The sequence below is a fragment of the Providencia sp. 2023EL-00965 genome, assembly GCF_033550225.1.
GTDB classification, from domain to species: Bacteria; Pseudomonadota; Gammaproteobacteria; order Enterobacterales; family Enterobacteriaceae; genus Providencia; species Providencia manganoxydans.
Map to the genome: position 1 here is coordinate 133,088 of NZ_JAWUEH010000002.1, position 19,159 is coordinate 152,246.

General features: G+C 38.3%; 13 protein-coding genes, 3 tRNA genes, 1 pseudogene and 1 CRISPR repeat array. Of the genes and pseudogenes, 14 read left to right on the forward strand and 3 right to left on the reverse strand.

The window, feature by feature from the left end; translation table 11 throughout:
- The 3 genes from SC428_RS03400 to SC428_RS03410 all read right to left on the reverse strand — a co-directional run bounded on the left by SC428_RS03400 (position 1) and on the right by SC428_RS03410 (position 2,816).
- Positions 1-501: a DUF4822 domain-containing protein gene (locus tag SC428_RS03400; protein WP_070926201.1), complete on the reverse strand. Its 501-nt coding sequence runs from the start codon at positions 499-501 to the stop codon at positions 1-3.
- Positions 502-766: 265 nt separating this feature from the next.
- A complete protein-coding gene (gene glpX, locus SC428_RS03405; RefSeq protein WP_140182360.1) occupies positions 767-1,750 on the reverse strand; it encodes a class II fructose-bisphosphatase in 984 nt (327 codons plus the stop codon).
- A 142-nt stretch (positions 1,751-1,892) separates the two neighbouring features.
- Positions 1,893-2,816, reverse strand: coding sequence for an AEC family transporter (locus SC428_RS03410; protein ID WP_070926204.1), 924 nt, complete (start codon positions 2,814-2,816; stop codon positions 1,893-1,895).
- 669 nt (positions 2,817-3,485) lie between these two features.
- Here SC428_RS03410 and SC428_RS03415 point away from each other — a divergent pair.
- From SC428_RS03415 to SC428_RS03480, 14 genes and pseudogenes are all read left to right on the forward strand, one after another.
- Positions 3,486-6,317 carry a DUF2339 domain-containing protein gene (locus SC428_RS03415; RefSeq protein ID WP_318705828.1) on the forward strand — a complete coding sequence of 944 codons (2,832 nt, stop codon included), beginning with the start codon at positions 3,486-3,488 and terminating at the stop codon, positions 6,315-6,317.
- On the forward strand, positions 6,304-7,776 hold the full coding sequence (locus SC428_RS03420; RefSeq protein ID WP_318705829.1) for a DUF3999 family protein: 1,473 nt from the start codon (positions 6,304-6,306) through the stop codon (positions 7,774-7,776). Before SC428_RS03415 ends, SC428_RS03420 begins: the two co-directional genes overlap by 14 nt.
- Before the next feature lie 195 nt (positions 7,777-7,971).
- Complete coding sequence (locus SC428_RS03425; protein ID WP_070926210.1) at positions 7,972-8,235, forward strand: hypothetical protein; 264 nt, start codon at positions 7,972-7,974, stop codon at positions 8,233-8,235.
- Between the two features lie 69 nt (positions 8,236-8,304).
- Positions 8,305-8,709, forward strand: a complete 405-nt coding sequence (locus SC428_RS03430; protein WP_070926212.1) for a GFA family protein — start codon at positions 8,305-8,307, stop codon at positions 8,707-8,709.
- A 195-nt stretch (positions 8,710-8,904) separates the two neighbouring features.
- The gene (gene psiE, locus SC428_RS03435) at positions 8,905-9,321 is read left to right on the forward strand and encodes a phosphate-starvation-inducible protein PsiE (protein ID WP_140182356.1); all 417 of its coding nucleotides are present in this window, start codon (positions 8,905-8,907) and stop codon (positions 9,319-9,321) included.
- A 419-nt stretch (positions 9,322-9,740) separates the two neighbouring features.
- A complete protein-coding gene (locus SC428_RS03440; RefSeq protein ID WP_070926214.1) occupies positions 9,741-11,294 on the forward strand; it encodes an AbgT family transporter in 1,554 nt (517 codons plus the stop codon).
- 30 nt (positions 11,295-11,324) lie between these two features.
- The gene (gene pepT / locus SC428_RS03445) at positions 11,325-12,557 is read left to right on the forward strand and encodes a peptidase T (protein ID WP_070926216.1); all 1,233 of its coding nucleotides are present in this window, start codon (positions 11,325-11,327) and stop codon (positions 12,555-12,557) included.
- 224 nt (positions 12,558-12,781) lie between these two features.
- Positions 12,782-13,468: a LuxR C-terminal-related transcriptional regulator gene (locus SC428_RS03450; protein ID WP_070926218.1), complete on the forward strand. Its 687-nt coding sequence runs from the start codon at positions 12,782-12,784 to the stop codon at positions 13,466-13,468.
- Positions 13,435-15,267: an excinuclease ABC subunit UvrC gene (gene uvrC, locus SC428_RS03455; protein ID WP_283125548.1), complete on the forward strand. Its 1,833-nt coding sequence runs from the start codon at positions 13,435-13,437 to the stop codon at positions 15,265-15,267. The genes SC428_RS03450 and uvrC overlap by 34 nt, the downstream gene beginning before the upstream one ends.
- Positions 15,268-15,324: 57 nt before the next feature.
- Entirely contained in the window at positions 15,325-15,873 is a 549-nt protein-coding gene (pgsA, locus tag SC428_RS03460) for a CDP-diacylglycerol--glycerol-3-phosphate 3-phosphatidyltransferase (protein WP_140182403.1), read from the forward strand.
- 162 nt (positions 15,874-16,035) lie between these two features.
- Positions 16,036-16,111, forward strand: a tRNA-Gly gene (locus SC428_RS03465).
- 26 nt (positions 16,112-16,137) lie between these two features.
- Positions 16,138-16,211: transfer RNA gene (locus tag SC428_RS03470), tRNA-Cys, on the forward strand.
- An 8-nt stretch (positions 16,212-16,219) separates the two neighbouring features.
- Positions 16,220-16,306: transfer RNA gene (locus SC428_RS03475), tRNA-Leu, on the forward strand.
- A gap of 423 nt (positions 16,307-16,729) precedes the next feature.
- Positions 16,730-17,538: a CRISPR direct-repeat array (repeat unit 28 nt; unit sequence GTTCACTGCCGTATAGGCAGCTTAGAAA).
- Between the two features lie 834 nt (positions 17,539-18,372).
- A pseudogene (locus SC428_RS03480) lies at positions 18,373-19,140 on the forward strand (tyrosine-type recombinase/integrase); the annotation flags it as partial.
- Positions 19,141-19,159 lie beyond the last annotated feature (19 nt).

A 19,159-nucleotide genomic window follows, 5' to 3' on the forward strand; every position in this document is an offset into this window, starting at 1 on the left:
TTACTTTTTCACTTTATGGACGATATCAACATATTTTGATTTATCGTCTTGTGTTGGATAAATACGGTAAGTGTATTCATCAGGTGAAACAGTGACGTTTTCGACGACACGTGTAAATAGAACTTCACCTTTATCATCTTTGGCTGTCAATGAACGGCTTTTACCATCATCACTAAATGACCATTCACCTTGCATTTTGGGTTTTCCATCAAGGGTCGTCATTTTAAAAGAACCATTTGGGTAATATTCTGCCAGTCCAAAGAAGTTAGCCACTTGCTCATTGGCTGGGTCGACTTTTTTGTTGTCCTGATCCAGAGCTTCTGTCGTCACCCAAACTTTATCAATCATCATATTTTCATAAGCATTCAGTGGTTTTTCTGCATTAGCATTAGCCACTACAGCCGATCCCGTAACTGTCGCTGAATTAGCTTGGGTTGTCGCTGCAAATGCAGTTACGCTAGATAAAGTAATGATTGCGGCAATCAGAGGTTTTAATTTCATAAATACTCCATTATTAGATGAGAATATGAACGGTTAAAAAGTATACCTGCTATTAACTTAGAAGAAGAAGAGCGAAATAGAAAGGTGAAAAGTATTGCGAATGGTGTCAATAATAGAGGTAGCTTTACAAAATAATCATCAAAATTAGTACAGAATAGAGTATATCCGTGGTGATTTGACAGTATTTGATTGAGTGGAAATATTGATGTTAATTGACAAAACTGGCAATCAATTAATGAATACCAGTTTCGATAATATGAAGATATTAGTTAAAATGTCGGTTATTAATTATTTTCAATGAGCGGTTATGGCCATTAATCAATAAAGTATTTGAAGTACGGCTTTGGCTATTTAATGATATCCCATCCATTAAGATGGTTGGGGTGATGGCAGTCGCCGCAAACATCACATCATCCGTACTCACCATGGTGTCTAACGTTAGGATCTCACCAATATTTACGCCCATTTGCTGACAGCGGATAGCTTCTTGCTCAGCTAATAGCCTATTTTGTGGCGTATCGCCTTTTGCCTGTATTCGTGAGACCAAACGTGCTTGCATATCACCACCTAATGCACGAGCGATGGCTGCACTAATAATCCCCTCAGGTGCTCCACCAGTACCATACATCATATCGATAGCGTGTTCTGGTAAAATAGCTAACAGTGATGCTAAAACATCGCCATCAGGGATTGGGATAACCTTCGCGCCAAAATTACGTAGTGTTTGCATAATATGCTGATGACGGGGCTTATCTAAGACGGCAATCGATAAGCTTGAAATAGGTTTATTGAGAGCGGCAGAAAGATTTTCGAGATTTTTTTCTAGTGGATTAGCGAGATGAACAGCCTCTTTAGCGGCTGAACCTACGACTAATTTCTCCATGTACATATCTGGGGCTTGTAATAGTGTTCCCGTTGGCGCTGCTGCGAGAACGGTAATAGCATTATGTTCATTACACGCAACCATGCGTGTTCCATCGATAGGGTCGACTGCAATATCGAGTTTATGTTTCGCTGATAGATTACCAACTTGCTCGCCAATATATAGCATCGGTGCTTCATCGATTTCACCTTCACCAATCACTATTTTACCATGAAAATCAATCTGATTAAGGCGATTACGCATAGCTTCTACTGCCGCCTTATCAGCGGCATTTTTATCCTGTTTACCAACCCATTCATGTGCTGCTAGTGCAGCAACTTCTGTAACTGAAGCGATTGCATAAGCTAACTCATCGCTAATTTTCATTATTTATTTCCTGAAGGCAAAAAACAGTAGATATGATACTTTTTTTGCCATCTATCTGGCAAATACATGGGAAATAAAACAACAGAGAGAAAAAATAGAAGAATAAAAGTTAGCAGGTGGGGACCACCCGCTAACAGGAGAACTACAACATTTCAACTATCGCTATTCCACCTATAATCGAAATTAGTGCAGCAAGCGTACTTAATAGCACGGTGCCAGCGGAAGTTTCAGTATAGGCTTTATTGCTGATAGCTAAAGCAGGTACAGCTGTTGCTGTAGGCAGTACACCGATGATAAATGCTGCCTTTAACATATCGTCTTGTAGTCCTAGTGCGATACCTGTACCTAGGATCAAGGCAGCCTGTACAAAGTTTTTGATGAAAACGTTGAAAATGATTTCGGCATTAACGGTAAGTTTGATACCTGAAAGTAACAACCCTAGGAAAAAGAGTGCAACGCCTCCGGCTGTTTTACCTAACTCATTGACTGAATTTTGTAAAATCTCAGGTAATTTGACGCCAAAAATAGCTAATAGGGCACCTAATATTGGTAAGAAAACTAATGGCTGGGCGATAGCTTTGCCAATTGATTTCAATACACCGTTATTTTGTTGCCTACCACTGATCATCAGTAAGGTGAATGGAATAATAATTATCGTATAGATTAAGTTACCAAGAACCATGGCAATTAAGCCAGAAGAACCAACAGTGGCTAATAATACAGGTGGCCCACAGTAAGCCATATCAGGGAAAGAAACCGACAATGCTTGCATCGCAGCATCTTTTTTATTATGACGGAAAAAGACTTTACCGCCAACAAAGCCAATAATATAAGAAACAATTAAACCAACAGCCAGTGCCAATAAATAATCAATATTTAACAATACAGAAGGTGGCGCTTGTGCCGCAGCCAAAAATAAAGCAAAAGGTAAGGCAATTTTAACGACAAAGTCAGCAAAGGCTTGCGAATATTCGCGTTTGATAAAACCATACTTCCCTGAGAGCCACCCAACAGCTAAACCAAGAATAATGGGTCCTAGGGCGGCCATTATAATATGTAGTAACATAATACTCCTCATTTTTTGATTATTTTGTTATGACTCAAATTTCACTGAGTAATCCAAAATAGCGACCATGTAATTTATACTGTGCACAAAGTCTCGATGCTTTCAGTTACACCTAAAATTATTTCGAGAAAACATCGTTTATCGATATGATTTCTCGAACTATTAATTAATCATCAAATTAATAAAATACACGTAGATATACATATCATAAATAAATAGAAATATACGTCAAAAGGAAAATTTTTTATTAGATAAAAATAAAATCATCCAACTAGGCGATTTATAACAATAAATAAAGTTAAAAAATCGATTAGATATAAATAACGCCTTCTATATCAATTGGGTAATTTATATTATTTATACGCTAAATTGGTGTAATTATGGTATAAACCTATGTTAAGGCTCTTTTGGAGGGGGCTGTTTCAGTGTATGATTAATGGTCAGCTTTAATTTGTAATAATTTATTACAGCCCATTGGCAATGGGTAGAATGCTATCTACACTAGACTACGACTTGATTACTCTTTTTTTGTTAATTTTCTACGCTCTAAGTCATTCTGAAGTACAGCTAAGCGGCAAGGAGTGTGATCATTCTTTTTTAACGTATTGTACTGCTACTTGAAGCATAACGAGTATATATTGTGAGTTTGATTATGAGGGAAACCTATTTGTGGATATCCTGATACTGGTAGGGTTCATAGTTGTTGTTTTGGTGGTTGTTTCGCCAATTCTTTCCATTATTGCGCTAAGTCGTGCAAGTCGTTTGGAACAACAATTTTCACAACAAAATCAACGTATAGCATTTCTAGAAAAAGAACTGAAACTTCACACAAGTCATTTGTCGAATCATTCAACGGGATCCCCTCCTAGTCACACGCCATCATCAGTAGAACAAATGGTAGGTTCTGCATCACCGACAGATGTCTCTATTGAATCACCAAAGCATGCTGATACTTCAACAGCGAAAACAGCGAGTATGTCGATGGAAGGGGAGCCACAAAAAATACAATCCGCAAGTTCGGCCTCTGCGCCTACGGTCGATGTCAATCGGTTTGATAGTAAAAATGCGCCAATTTACGCTGTTGATGTTAATCGTTTTGATGCTTTATCACAAAAAGAAAATAAAAATATTCGTGAGCAAAGTGATGGCTCTTGGCCTATTTTTAGTCATTTCTTCCATTGGATCTGGCAAGGCAACCCGTTAGCTAAAATAGGAATTTTACTGTTATTTTTTGGGATAGGTTATTTGCTTAAGTTTAGTGTCCAAAATAACGTTCTTTCCCCTCAAATACGTTTATTGATGAGTGCAGTAGGTTGTTTAGTTTTACTTGGCATAGGTTGGTATCTTAGACATAAGAAATCATTATTTGCCCTGATTTTGCAGGGGGGCGCGATAGGTTGCTTTTATATTACGATATTTGCCGCCTTCAAACTTTATACCATGTTGCCTTATAGCATGGCACTCATTGCGATGATTTTGGTCTGTGCAGCAAGTATTGTGCTTGCGCTATTACAACGGGCGATTAGCCTAGCCATTTTAGCTTCTCTAGGTGGGTATTTAGCACCAGTATTATTATCGACCGGTGGCGGTAATCATATTCTGCTGTTCTCATACTATCTGATGTTATCAATTGCTATTTTGGTTATCAGTGTTTGGCAGGCATGGCGTCCATTAAATTTAGTTGGCATGTTTATGACCTATGTGGTCGCTATATTATGGGGCTGGAATGAGTATCACCTAGAATATTATGTATCGAGCCAAATTTTTCTCATTGCTAATTTAATCGTTTTTAATGTACTCACTCAATTATTTGCATTACGTTATCCACACGAAAAACAAATGGTTGTTGATTATACTTTGCTATTCCTCCCACCATTTATCACGATGGTATTACAGTACGCAATTTCTTGGCAGATAGGCTTTGTGCCAGCCTTTGTGGCACTTTTATTAGGCGTTTTGTATTTGCTTGCCGGTTTTCAAATTCACAAACGATACGGTAGTTCAGGGAAAGGCCTCGCATTAGGTAACATTGTCATTGGCGCAGGTTTTGTCACCTTAGCAATACCATTAGCGCTAACTTTCGAATGGACCTCAATTATTTGGTCAGTTGAGGGGCTATTATTGCTGTGGTATGGCTTCTCAGTGCGTAATAACAGATTGGTTACGGTAGGCATGGTGCTGATCATTATCAGCGCAGTCACGCTACTGAGTGGCTTCTCGCTATATTCATGGAGCAGAGCTAGCACCTATATGGTACCGATTTTATTGGTAGCTTGTTTTTGTGCAGGGGCACTGCTCCATTTACATCGTGAGTTATCGGCTTACTTTAAATTATTGAGTTATGGTTTTCTGCTACTAGGTTTAGTCGTTTGGTATTTTTGGTTACCGAACATTACCGATATTTTATCGTGGAGTGGGGAATCTGAAAGTTTCATTATTATGGCATTAGTGATTATTTCTGCTTGGTTATGGCGTTTGTTAGCCATTAAAACAGACTGGATCGCTTTATTACTGTGCCAATCATTTATCTGGTTAATTGGTTACTATTATCTTGCCTTAGATTTTATCAATGATGAAAATCCTATGGGGAGAGGTGAAGGCTCGTTGATTTGGCCTGTTATGTTGGGTAGCTCTATATTGTTTGTGATGAATGCGCATAAAGCACGTAATGTATGGTTACAGCGCATATTACACGGCGCAACGTTTTGGTTGATATTGGCCTTTATTGCGACACAAGTAAATTGGTTTGTAGCAATTTTACCTTGGGGTATGAATGAGTTTGGCTATTTTATTTACGTCATGGCTATCACATTAACAACCTTGGTATTGTATTGGTTACAAAATCAAAAAATGGCACCAATGAAACGTAATGGGATGATTTATTGGTATGCATTTTTACCTGTGACTGTGATTTTAATTTGGTTGTCTTTTATGGCTAATTTAGAAGACGGTAAATTGACATTTTGGAATTATATCCCACTCATTAACCCTCTGGATGAAGCGGGGCTATTTAGTATTGCTTCGCTATTATTGATGCGTCGTGGCCTTGTATTAAAGTTAAAACGAATTAGTGAATTCGATTTATTCGTTATTCGTGGGCTCGGTTTCTCTGCGGTGATCCTTAGTGGTTTATGGTTTAACGGTATTATACTCCGTGCAGTTGCTGATTTCTCTGAGATCAATTGGGCCTTCGATGCATTATTTGATTCTCGATTAGTACAAACCGTTCTTTCAATTAGTTGGTCACTTGTTGCACTTGGTTTTATGATTTTTGCTGCTTTAAAGCAAAATAGAGTTAGTTGGCTAATTGGTGCAGGTATTTTTGCGTGTGTTATCGCTAAATTATTTCTTGTTGATATCTATGGTCAAGATGGTTTATCCAGAGCAATTAGCTTTATTGCCGTTGCTGTGCTTATTTTGGTTGTGGGTTATTTTTCACCACTTCCACCAAAAGTCAGGCAAGAAAAAGGGGCCAATGGAGTAGATGATGATGCTAACTAAATATAAAGGGATGTTGCCGAGGATTTGTGTCCTCGCGGCTTCGTTATTATTTTCGAGTACTATATATGGGCAAAATAGCCAATCTTTAACGCCTTACGATTTTTATCAAGGTTCTGAATTAAGTGAGAACAATGAGAAAACGCCTTTCGCGTGGGTGGAATTACCCTCTGAAGCCTATATGAATTCAGCGCATTCGAAAACACTACAAGATGTTAGGGTATTCAATGGAACGGGGCAGGAAGTTCCTTCCGCACTCTTTTTTGATTCAGAAGAAAGCAGTGAAACCTCTCAAATTCCGTTTTCTTTACAACCTTTAATTATCAAAGCAGACCAAGTCAGCTCGAAAGAAGAAACGCTAAATGAACGGCAATATTTATTGGTTGAAGTTGTACCTAGTAAAGTAAGCCGTATTGAGATCCCATCGCTACAGAATAGACAAGATGTTAAGTATCAAGCCTTTTTATTAACACGTAAAAGTGAGCAGCAACGTAATTTGCCAATCCAAACCTTGTCTTTGGATTGGGATAGTAGTCAACAAGATTGGCAGGCAAAGTCTTTTATCTACGCTAGCCAAGACAAGCAGCGTTGGATAAACATTTCTACTAATCAACCAATAATGAGCTTAAATTCACATGCAGGGGAAATTCGTAGCAATACGATAGAATTATTATCTGGAAATGACCCAGCACTAATGGCGCCTTACTTAATGGTGATTACAGTCGCAGACAAAGAGGCACATATACCCGATTTAAAATCAGCCGAAGGAACTGCAAAAGTATTTCATTCAACAAGGCGACAAGAAACTTGTAACTTTACGACTAACAATGAAGGTATGTCGTTAAATCAACTTATTTATCGTTTACCTTCAGCACAGCCACTGAGCTCAATAGCGATACATTTGCAACAAACTAATCGGGTATTGCCATTACAGATAGAGTACACCGCGAATTCAGGCGAAAATTGGTTGCCACTATCTAATATAGTTGCTTATAACCAAATCAATGATGGTAAGCAGGTTCGCAATCCAGATGTATCCGTAAATGGCCTCATGGTTAAAAAATTGCGGATCACGGCATTGAAAGGAAGTTGGGATGATAAGCCGCCTTATGTTGAAGGGAAACGTGATGCTGTTAATTTAGTTTTTAATATGCAAGGTGCATCACCCTATTTATTAGCTTGGGGAAGCCAACTAGCAACCCTAGATAATCTAAGCTACCAAGAGCTATTAGGGCAGTCATTAACAGTTGAACAATTGATGCATCGTTATCCTGAATTATCAGCCTCAAATGAGATTATCGAGTTAGGAGGCGAGGAACAGCTTACTTCAAATATTTCAGCTGAAGGTTATTTTGATTGGGTGACTGGGATACTTTGGGGATTACTAGGGTTCGGAATACTGATATTAGTTTATTTTTGTTGGTATTTGATAAAAGAAATCAATAGCAAAAGTTCTAAATGATCATTGAAGAAATAATAAAAAGGAGGTCGTTGTACCTCCCTTGCTATTGATGCAATTATCAATAAGTTATCAATTAAAATTAGATAATTACCTTTCATTAAAAAATTGACAAATCCCCCCCAAATGATTACTCCTGAGAGCTACTTTTTGACAAGGAATTGAGTTAAAACAAAACTCTAGATTAAGGAGAACACGATGAAGACACAACTATTCTCAAAATTATTTATTGCGATAGCGTTGCTAACGAGTGCATCCGTATTTGCTCAAACAACTGAAACAATGCCTTCACACGAAAATGTGAAAATTGAGCATTCACTCAAACAAAATAAATTGGGAGATCCTGGCGATATTGAATCTATACGTGAACAAGTAGAAGTAAACCGCATTGAGCTATCAGAAACAACGACTGATCGTCGTTTTAATGGACGTCAATTCAGAATTGATGATAAAAAAGACTAACTATCACCTTTATTGTGCTACGCTTTTTTGATAACAATTAGCGTAAAATTACAGCCAGAGGAAACGATTATGTCTCAAGGCCAATGTTTGTGTGGTGCAGTAAAAATAGCAACTCAACAGCCAGTCGATAAAATTAGTGTTTGTCATTGTGAGATGTGCCAACGTTGGAACGGTGGGCCGAGTTTTACTATTGATTGCCATAGTGATGTTAGTATTGATGGGGAAGAGTTTATTACCCGTTTTGCATCATCGGAATGGGCAGAGCGTGCTTTTTGTAAGCAATGTGGCACTCATCTATTTTATCATCTTCATACTCCTTCTTCTTATTATGTTTCTTCAACATTGTTTGAAGAAACTAAAAGTGCAACTCTAGCAATGCAGATTTTCGTTGATAGTAAACCTGCTTACTACAATTTTGTTGAAAAAACGCCGATGCTGACAGAGCAAGATATCATCAGTTTGATGAGTAAATAAAGATCATGAGCTGGTTTTTACTGGCTCGTCTTTATCCTTTGTAATGCGAATGTCTCGAATATGGATTATAATAACTTAAAAGCCTAGTTGCTTATTATAGAGAATTATTTAATTCTAATAATTTAATAAGATAAGGCAAATTAAACTTTACCGCAGATTGTATAAATAACCATTAATGTTTAGGGATGTTCGCTGATGAACAGTATGAGAAATATGCGGCATGCTAGTAATATCGCATGGGTATTGCAGTGGGTATTGAATATTGGTTTGATTGCACTCGCTATTGTGCTTGTGTTCTTTTTAGCCAAAGAAACCTATACCATGGCATCGTTGATGTTTAGTGGCCAAAAAGAAGCAACAGCTTATGAGCTATTAGAAGGAATAGTCATCTATTTTCTTTATTTTGAGTTTATTGCATTGATTACTAAATATTTTTTGTCTGGTTATCACTTCCCATTACGATATTTTATTTATATCGGAATTACTGCAATAATACGCTTAATTATTGTCGACCATAGCGATCCAATGACAACATTACTTCATGCCGGTGCTATTTTAGTCTTAGTTATTGCATTATTTATCGCCAATACAGAAAGACTGAAACGAGAATAGAATAATTCAAATTTTTTTTAATATGGGAAAAGGGATGAAACTCATTCCTTTTTCTTATGCATTTTTCAATTAACATAGAATATTAAGTAATAAAACATAGCTATTTTTATGTGAATCAGCGCATATTTCTTTTTGGCAATGCTAATTCCTCTCATTCTAATGTTAAATTATACTAATACAATAAAATACCACTGGTTTATCCTGTTAAATATTTGAAAGAAAGTATTTTACTTTTTAGAAAGGGTTATCTACTGTGTAAAAGTTTATTATTCTATACTCGTCATCCTTTAAGTTGTAGGGGTGTTGACTACACTCAGCTAGCCGAGTACATAGTTTATCTATGCCCCCGTCTATCTTCGTTTGTCACCTACCTGAAACTCGAATGATTTAGAGTATAATAACCTAAGTAACTTGCAAATATGACAACAAATACACTCCCTAAAAAGAAAGGGTTTTTAAACCGTGTTGAGCGTATCGGAAACGTTATGCCCGATGTTACAATGCTGTTTATTTATGCCCTAGTGATCTGCTGGTTTTTATCTTATCTACTTTCATTTGTAGATTTTAATTATTATCATCCAGTGTCGAAAGAAAAAATATCTGTCGTAAATATGTTTAACTATGAAGAAATCATATTATTCATTACATCGGCAGTGAAAAACTTCATTAATTTCCCTCCATTAGGAATAACTATCGTCGCAACATTAGGGATCGGCATTGCTGAAAGTAGTGGCTTTATTAATACTGCTTTGAAAAAAATGCTTTCCTTTATTACCCCTAAAATGTTGACGCCAACCGTGGTTTTTGTCGGTATCGTTTCTCATATTGCGTCAGACTCCGCGTATGTGATTTTGATGCCTGTTGCAGCCATGATGTTTTACGCCAGTGGTCGCCATCCATTAGCAGGTATTGCAGCGGCTTTTGCTGGGCTAGCAGGCGGTTTTACTGCGAGCTATACGCCATCAATTATTGACCCTATCATGCAAAGTTTTACCCAAGACGCAGCTCAAATGATGGCACCAGGTTACAGTGTTAACGTTTTGTGTAACTATTTCTTTAGCCTTGGTGGTACGTTTGGCGTGATTTTTACCTGCTGGTTTATTACTGAAAAAATTGTCGAACCTTGGCTAAATAAAAACTGCCCAATTACGACCAATGAAGTGGATGTCGATTCAGAACAAGATCTCGGTAAAATTACACCAATTGAGCACAAAGCATTTCGTGTCGCCGGCGGTATCGTGATTTTGCTTGGCGTAGGTTTATTTGCATTATTGTGGCCTGAAAACTCACCATTACGTGGTCCTGATGGTAGTTTAACCAGCCCTAAAGCCCCTATTATGCAAATCGTGGTACCGCTGTTATTTATTTTCTTTGCGGTGCCGGGTATTGTTTATGGTTATATGACTAAATCCTTTACCTCAACCAAAGATGTGGTTAAGGCAATGGAAAATATCACCAAGTCATTAATTCCATTTATTGTTTTTGCATTTTTTGCTGCTCAATTTCTCTATTCATTCCAGCATTCTAATTTGGGCACACTATTAGCGCTATCTGGTGCTGAATTATTGCGTACACTGGATATGCCTTCAGAAATGACGGTACTTGGCGTCATTATCTTGACGGCTCTGATTAATATCATGATCACATCTGCAACCTCTAAATGGGCAATTATGGCGCCAGTATTGGTTCCTATGCTAATGGCGGTGGGGATCTCTCCTGAACTGACACAAGCTGCATTCCGCGTGAGTGATTCCGCAATGAACGTCAGTACGCCAATGTTCCCATTCTATCCGTTGATATTGATGTATTGTCAGAAGTACTACAAAAATGCAGGTATTGGGACACTTTGCTCAATGATGATCCCGTTCACAATCGGTTTATTGATCACATTGACTGCAACGCTTTATCTGTTCTGGGCATTTGATATCCCAATCGGATTCGACAGTGGTTACACATGGCAGCCAGCGCCATAGTTTGCTGGACTGAGTAAAAAGGAATAGAAAATGAATCAATTAGGTAAACAGCTAGAACAACGTTTTTTCCGCTATCTTGCTATCGAAAGCCAAAGCGATGCTTCAGCAACGTTTGTGCCGAGCACCGAAGGACAACGTGAACTAGCAAAACTCCTCGCTAAAGAGCTAGAAAGCTACGGCCTTAAAGATATTTATATTGATGATCATGCGATCCTATATGCACTCCGTCCGGGCAACAAACCATCTGCACCTAAAATTGGTTTTGTTACCCATTTGGATACGGTTGATGTGGGATTATCCCCAGTTATCAAACCTCAGACTTTAAAATATGAAGGAAAAGACCTGTGTTTGAATGCACAAGAAGAGGTCTGGTTTAAAACTGAAGAGCATCCAGAAGCCGCTCCTTATGTAGGAGAAGAGATCATTTTTAGTGATGGAACCAGTGTACTTGGCGCTGATAATAAAGCCGCAGTTACGGTTGTCATGGAGCTAATGGATAAACTACAGAATGCTGATTTCGACTGTGGTGATATCTATGTCGCTTTTGTTCCTGATGAGGAAATTGGCCTACGGGGCTCCAAAATTATGGATTTATCCCGCTTTAAGGTCGACTTCGCTTATACGATAGATTGCTGCGCGCTAGGTGAAGTCGTTTATGAAACCTTCAATGCTGCTTCTATTGATATAACGATTAAAGGGATCACTGCACATCCAATGTCAGCAAAAAATGTGTTAGTTAACCCGATCCGCGTTGCGCATGACTTTATTGGCTGCTTTGATCGCTTTGATACCCCTGAACACACGGAGCATCGCGAAGGTTACTTTTATGTGACTGATCTCATCGCAAATCCAGATAATGCCAAAATTAAAATGGCAATTCGTGATTTTGATCGTAATAGCTATGAGGCGCGTAAGCGTTATATCGGCGAAGTCGTAGAATTGATTAAAGCCCGCCATCCAAAAGCAAAAATTGAATTCAATATTGTTGATGTATATAGCAATATTAGCGATTCATTGGGGGATGACCGCACTGCCATCGATTTAATTTTTGACGCATTAAAGATCCAAAATGTTGAACCAAACGTTATTCCAATGCGTGGCGGCACAGATGGCTCGGCGCTGTCAGCGAGAGGTGTTTTGACACCTAACTACTTTACAGGCGCATTAAATTTTCATTCTAAATTTGAGTTTTTACCACTCAGCTCGTTTGAAAAAAGCTATTTAGTTTCTGAAACCATTTGTCGTTTAGTAGGGCAAAAATAATTTTATTATTTTTAATTTTATAATTATCAAATGACCATGTTTATACATGGTCATTTAATTTATGGGTTAAATGATATATAACAACTAATTTTATTTGTTTATCTATCTGTTTATTATTAAATCTATCAGGTCATCGTTAATTTAAAATACTTTATTTTATATTCGGAACTTGTTATTTATGAAGAGTTTTGGAGATAAAATTGTCATAAAGTATAGGATGGAAAATGATTAATATAGCAATCATTGATGATAATAATATTTTAATTCGTGGACTTGAGGCAATATTTAACCGCCATAAACGATGTAGTATTGTTGCTTCATTCCCTTTTATCGAACAAGCCATTACATGGAATCGGCAGCAGAAGGCTAGTGTTATATTAATTAATAGTGATAATTGCCATTTCGAGTCACTAAAAACATTACAAACACTAAGACGCACTCAACCTGATGTAGGGATCATTATCTATAATATTCACCGCTATTATGCCTTTTTATTGAAGGCGCTTGATATCGGTATTCGTGGCATTCTAAGTGCGAAAATTGATGCAGATGAGCTTGTTGAAGCAATACAAGTCGTTAATGCTCGCAGCAAAATCATTTCACCGGATATTGCACAAACGATAGCTCTAAAACGTATTGATCAGAACGAGCAAGCTGATCTATATGATTTATTATCAACGCGAGAGCTCGAAATTATGCTATTTATTACCCAAGGCATTTCAATAAAACAGATCGCCCAGATGTTGGCATTGAGTCCTAAAACAGTAAATACCTATCGATATAGAATGTTTGGTAAACTTAATATCCGTAGTGATGTAGAATTAACTCATATCGCTATCAGTAATGGGTTGATTGTAACCAAACAAGGTGTATCAGGGTGTCAGAACAGTTTGAACCAAAAGCTTTTTTAAAAACAGTCACTAACCAACCTGGTGTCTATCGTATGTATGACGCTGGGGGAACGGTGATTTATGTAGGTAAAGCAAAAGATCTTAAAAAACGCCTTTCCAGTTATTTTCGAGTCACTGTCAGTAGTCGTAAAACCGAGCAGTTAGTAAAAAATATTGCGTCTATTGACGTGACCGTTACTCATACAGAAACAGAAGCCTTGCTGCTTGAGCACAACTACATCAAGCTGTATCAGCCTCGTTATAATGTTTTACTACGAGATGATAAGTCATACCCTTATATCTTTTTAAGCAAAGAGACTCACCCTAGATTATCCATGCATCGTGGTGCTAAGCATGCAAAGGGGGAATACTTTGGACCGTTCCCTAACTCCTATGCTGTGAGGGAAACACTCGCGCTGATGCAAAAACTGTTTCCAATCAGGCAATGTGAAGACAGTGTTTATAAAAATCGTTCAAGGCCTTGCCTACAATATCAAATAGGGCGTTGTTTAGGCCCTTGTGTTAAAGGCTTAGTTAGCGATGAAGAATACGATCAACAAGTTAATTATGTGCGCTTATTCTTAACCGGTAAAGATCAGCAAGTGTTAACTGGATTGATTGAACGAATGGAAAAAGCCAGCCAAGAACTACGCTTTGAAGAAGCGGCTCGTTTTCGTGATCAAATACAGGCGGTAAGGGCGGTTACTGAGCAACAATATGTTTCTGGTGATAGTGATGACCTTGATGTTATCGGTGTCGCTTTTGAGTCAGGACTGGCCTGTATACACGTTTTATTTATTCGCCAAGGAAAAGTACTCGGAAGTCGCAGCTACTATCCCAAAATTCCAGCCGGGACTTTATTAGAAGAAGTTGTACAAACATTTCTTGGACAATTTTATTTGCAGGGCAGTGAAAACCGGACATTACCGGGTGAGATTTTATTGGATTTTGCATTACCTGAAAAAGAACTATTAGCCGATTCATTATCACAGGTTGCAGGGCGAAAAATCCAAATCCAAACGCAGCCTCGAGGAGCGAGAGCTCGTTATCTAAAATTAGCACGAACCAATGCATCCACGGCATTGCTGACTAAATTGGCTCAGCAATCAACCATTCATCAACGTATGGCATCATTAGCCAAAATAGTTGAACTGGATTCAATATCTCGTATGGAGTGCTTTGATATTTCACATACCATGGGGGAGCAAACGGTCGCATCTTGTGTCGTTTTTGATAAAAACGGGCCAGTAAAAGCGGAATATCGGCGTTATAACATCACTGGCATCACACCAGGTGATGATTATGCGGCAATGCATCAGGTATTAACACGCCGTTATGGTAAACATCTAGATGAAAGCAAAGTGCCTGATATTATTTTTATTGATGGTGGTAAAGGCCAATTGGGGCAGGCAAAAGACGTTTTTGATTCACTTGAAGTGGATTGGGATAAAAACCGACCTTTATTGATTGGCGTTGCTAAAGGAAGCGATCGTAAAGCAGGCCTAGAGACACTCTTTTTTAAACCTGAGGGGGAAGGTATCGCCTTACCAGCAGACTCGCCAGCGTTACATGTGATCCAACATATTCGAGACGAATCGCATAATCATGCGATCACAGGCCACCGTCAGCGACGGGCTAAAGTTAAAAATACCAGTGCATTAGAATCAATAGAGGGAGTAGGGCCAAAGCGTCGCCAAATGTTGCTAAAATATATGGGCGGCTTACAGCCTTTAAAAAATGCAAGTATAGAAGAGATTGCAAAAGTGCCCTCGATCTCATACGCGCTAGCAGAAAAGATTTATAATGCATTGAAACACTAGGTGTCTTAGGGCACCATACTTATAAAATCCATTTTGGTCAAAAAGTTACTAAGTATGATGAAATTAAATATTCCTACGTGGTTGACCTTGTTTCGCGTCATCTTGATACCATTCTTTGTGCTGGCTTTCTATTTACCAGTAAGCTGGGGGCCTTTCGTGTGCGCATTGATTTTTGTTGTCGCTGCGGTCACAGACTGGTTTGACGGCTATCTGGCAAGGCTCTGGAAGCAAACGACGAAGTTTGGGGCATTTCTTGATCCTGTCGCCGATAAAGTTATGGTGGCGACCGCATTAGTGTTGGTGACCGAAAGCTTTGATGTTTGGTATGTGACTTTACCTGCTGCAACAATGATAGCCCGCGAAATTATCATTTCATCACTGAGAGAGTGGATGGCCGAAATAGGCAAAAGAAGCAGTGTAGCTGTTTCTTGGATTGGCAAATTTAAAACGACGGCTCAAATGATGTCATTAGTTGGTTTGTTATGGCGCCCAAATTTACTGATTGAGAATCTTGCGATCGCATTATTGTACATTGCCGCCATCTTAACATTCTGGTCAATGTATCAATATTTGAGGGCTGCATGGGCAGATTTGAGCGAAGCTTGATCGAAATGATTGAAAAAACAGCGAACGAACAGATTTAAGTGATTTTTTTAAATAATTGTGTTGACTCAAAATGTGAAATCAGTAGAATGCAACGCATCGAACGGCAACGAGGTTTACGAAAAAAAATAAGTAAATCAGCCAGTTTGAAAAAGATAGTTTAAGGCGGGAATAGCTCAGTTGGTAGAGCACGACCTTGCCAAGGTCGGGGTCGCGAGTTCGAGTCTCGTTTCCCGCTCCAATCTCAACGGTGAGATTGAACAAGAAGGCGCGTTAGCAAAGCGGTTATGCACCGGATTGCAAATCCGTGTAGCTCGGTTCGACTCCGGGACGCGCCTCCAAAAATTTAGCCCAGGTGGTGAAATCGGTAGACACAAGGGATTTAAAATCCCTCGGCCTTTAGGCTGTGCGGGTTCAAGTCCCGCCCTGGGCACCAAATAAAAACCGCGTTGAATTACAACGGGTTAGGGAAAGAAAAAGCCACCTTCAAGGTGGCTTTTTTGCATCTGGAATTTGTTACTGAAAATCAAAAGTGGCAGCAGAATGGCGGCACTGTTCATCATTACAGTATTCAAGCTTCATCATTCTTTCATATATCAAATCTGAATGTGAATTTTACATTCAAAGTTTTTAGTTATTATTTTTTATTCAGTGACAACTGACGCACTCTTTACTTGCTATCAAATTAAAATATTACTCTTCATGTACCTATGATCTTATGTATTTTTACCTTCTATTTTTCAAGATGAAAAATAGTTATTTAAAACAATAAGTTAAATAAAGAGTAGGGAAATAAGGTATTTTTGACTATTTTGAGATAACTTATTGTTATCAAGATTATTTTTTATGGTAGTCTATAGTTCACTGCCGTATAGGCAGCTTAGAAACTACGTGCGTTACAGCCATTAAGTAGTCTTAAGTTCACTGCCGTATAGGCAGCTTAGAAAAACTAAATATGATGATGCTTACCATATTTACCGTTCACTGCCGTATAGGCAGCTTAGAAAATCTATGTCTGGAAACTCGAAGCCCTCATTCAGTTCACTGCCGTATAGGCAGCTTAGAAATTTGCATTGGCTACTGGTCTGCGAAGGGGGAAGTTCACTGCCGTATAGGCAGCTTAGAAATCAAATAGCCACTGAGGTGTTTGCCAGCAATCGTTCACTGCCGTATAGGCAGCTTAGAAATATATCTAATGATAATACTGCGCAAACATACAGTTCACTGCCGTATAGGCAGCTTAGAAACTCCAATCCGCTGCTGATGTTTATCTTGATGAGTTCACTGCCGTATAGGCAGCTTAGAAAAGAGCAAAAGCGGGAACTCAATAATAAAGGGGGTTCACTGCCGTATAGGCAGCTTAGAAAGTAGATGTACAATTGCTAGATAGTGACGGTAAGTTCACTGCCGTATAGGCAGCTTAGAAATTGCATATGCCACCACAACCGACCCAAGTCTTGTTCACTGCCGTATAGGCAGCTTAGAAAAGTCAAGTGCCTGCTGTTCATTGTCTGGCTCTTGTTCACTGCCGTATAGGCAGCTTAGAAAGCAATGCGAGGTCTTGAATTTGCTTTCTGCCTGTTCACTGCCGTATAGGCAGCTTAGAAAATATTGACAAATAGCCAATCTTTCCTCGGAGAGTTCACTGCCGTATAGGCAGTTTAGAAAAGTTAGTTTGTAAGTTTACGGCTCACACCCGATTTCACTTTTGGTAAGTGGCTTAGAAAGCCATAAATTAAAATCTATTTTTGTTGAATTTATTGTTAACGTTTAAGTAGTTTCTCAATATCTGATTGATAAATAATTATTTTTCTATATTTATTTCGCGGATAAAAAAGTCATACTCACAGTGTAAGACAGTGTTAATTAAATGAGTTCGAATATTTTTAAATATTGAGTATTTAGTATTTCTATTTTCGAAAAAACGAATAAGAATTGACATTTTGTGATCCTCCAAAAAAGTGGGGGATAGTTTTACAATATTTTTATTATTTCACAATGTTATATTAGGTTCCATATAAGCATTTATACAAGTTATGTTGAGTATAAATTAATCCTATAACGATAGGTGGATTTCAACTGTCTTTGCTGTTCATATAAGAATATGGGAAATATTAACGATACGAAGAAATAGTTTCCGAGCCTGCTACATTAGCATTGCTATCTAATATACAATTCATATTAACTGATATAAAACTGCTCCTATAAATATAGCAGAAGTTGAGTTAAAATTACTGCTCTATGAGTGAAAGAGTGCGATTAAACTACAAACGATTGGTAACATGATAAAGCACTATTGAGGAGATTTATTTTTCGAAAATACTACGAATAGTGCCATGAAAGGCTATTAGTGAGAAAGACTATGGCGATAAGCGGGGATTTATGTGTGACAAAGTATAGTTATGGATATAAATAGGCGGCATATTTGTTATGGATTACGATACAAATATAGTTTGTGTAATGACTGCTTCAATGGATCAATTAGCAAGATCGGATAAAATTCGAAAATCTAAATTAGATGCTGTTTGCTGGTGTTTAGATGTTCCTTACATTACTGAACTCGATAAAAATATGTTTGCTGCATGTTGTGAAAATCGTTTAAAGAGGAAGTGGAATGCGAAAGGCAAAGCTGCTCCGAAACAAGCAACGGTTAATCGTGAGCAATCATATTTACATGCCGTATTCGCAGAATTAAAGCGTCTTGGAGAATGGGAAGGTGATAATCCTCTTGATGGCGTTAGGCAATTTCAAGAGGGTGACCAAGAGCTCGCATTCTTATACCAAGAAGATATTAAGCGTTTACTGCATGCTTGCGATGAATCTCGAAATAAAGACCTCGGTAATGTGGTTCGAATTTGCCTTGCAACCGGTGCAAGATGGTGTGAGGCTGAGTCATTAAGCCAGTCACAAGTCATGCCTTGCAAGGTGACATTCACACAGACTAAAGGCAATAAAAACCGCACAGTACCAATTTCACAAAAACTATTTGAATTACTACCTAAACGGCGCGGAAAGCTATTTTCTGGCTGTTACGATGCATTTGAAGGCGCATTAAAAAAAGTCGGCCTTGATCTACCTAAGGGCCAAAGAACTCACGTTTTACGGCATACTTTCGCCAGTCATTTCATGATGAACGGCGGCAATATTTTAGTACTACAGCAAATATTAGGTCACAGCACCATCATAATGACAATGCGATACGCATACTTCGCACCAGATCATTTAGATGCCGCTGTGAGTTTGAATCCATTTGATAAGTTAACATCTTAATATAAATTATTGGGAGATA

What these genes read in the sequence shown, in the direction of transcription:
- SC428_RS03400 (WP_070926201.1), bottom strand. Translation starts at nt 501, where the DNA reads ATGAAATTAAAACCTCTGATTGCCGCAATCATTACTTTATCTAGCGTA.
- glpX (WP_140182360.1), bottom strand. Translation starts at nt 1,750, where the DNA reads ATGAAAATTAGCGATGAGTTAGCTTATGCAATCGCTTCAGTTACAGAA.
- SC428_RS03410 (WP_070926204.1), bottom strand. Translation starts at nt 2,816, where the DNA reads ATGTTACTACATATTATAATGGCCGCCCTAGGACCCATTATTCTTGGT.
- SC428_RS03420 (WP_318705829.1), top strand. Translation starts at nt 6,304, where the DNA reads ATGATGCTAACTAAATATAAAGGGATGTTGCCGAGGATTTGTGTCCTC.
- SC428_RS03425 (WP_070926210.1), top strand. Translation starts at nt 7,972, where the DNA reads ATGAAGACACAACTATTCTCAAAATTATTTATTGCGATAGCGTTGCTA.
- SC428_RS03430 (WP_070926212.1), top strand. Translation starts at nt 8,305, where the DNA reads ATGTCTCAAGGCCAATGTTTGTGTGGTGCAGTAAAAATAGCAACTCAA.
- psiE (WP_140182356.1), top strand. Translation starts at nt 8,905, where the DNA reads ATGAACAGTATGAGAAATATGCGGCATGCTAGTAATATCGCATGGGTA.
- SC428_RS03440 (WP_070926214.1), top strand. Translation starts at nt 9,741, where the DNA reads ATGACAACAAATACACTCCCTAAAAAGAAAGGGTTTTTAAACCGTGTT.
- pepT (WP_070926216.1), top strand. Translation starts at nt 11,325, where the DNA reads ATGAATCAATTAGGTAAACAGCTAGAACAACGTTTTTTCCGCTATCTT.
- SC428_RS03450 (WP_070926218.1), top strand. Translation starts at nt 12,782, where the DNA reads ATGATTAATATAGCAATCATTGATGATAATAATATTTTAATTCGTGGA.
- pgsA (WP_140182403.1), top strand. Translation starts at nt 15,325, where the DNA reads ATGAAATTAAATATTCCTACGTGGTTGACCTTGTTTCGCGTCATCTTG.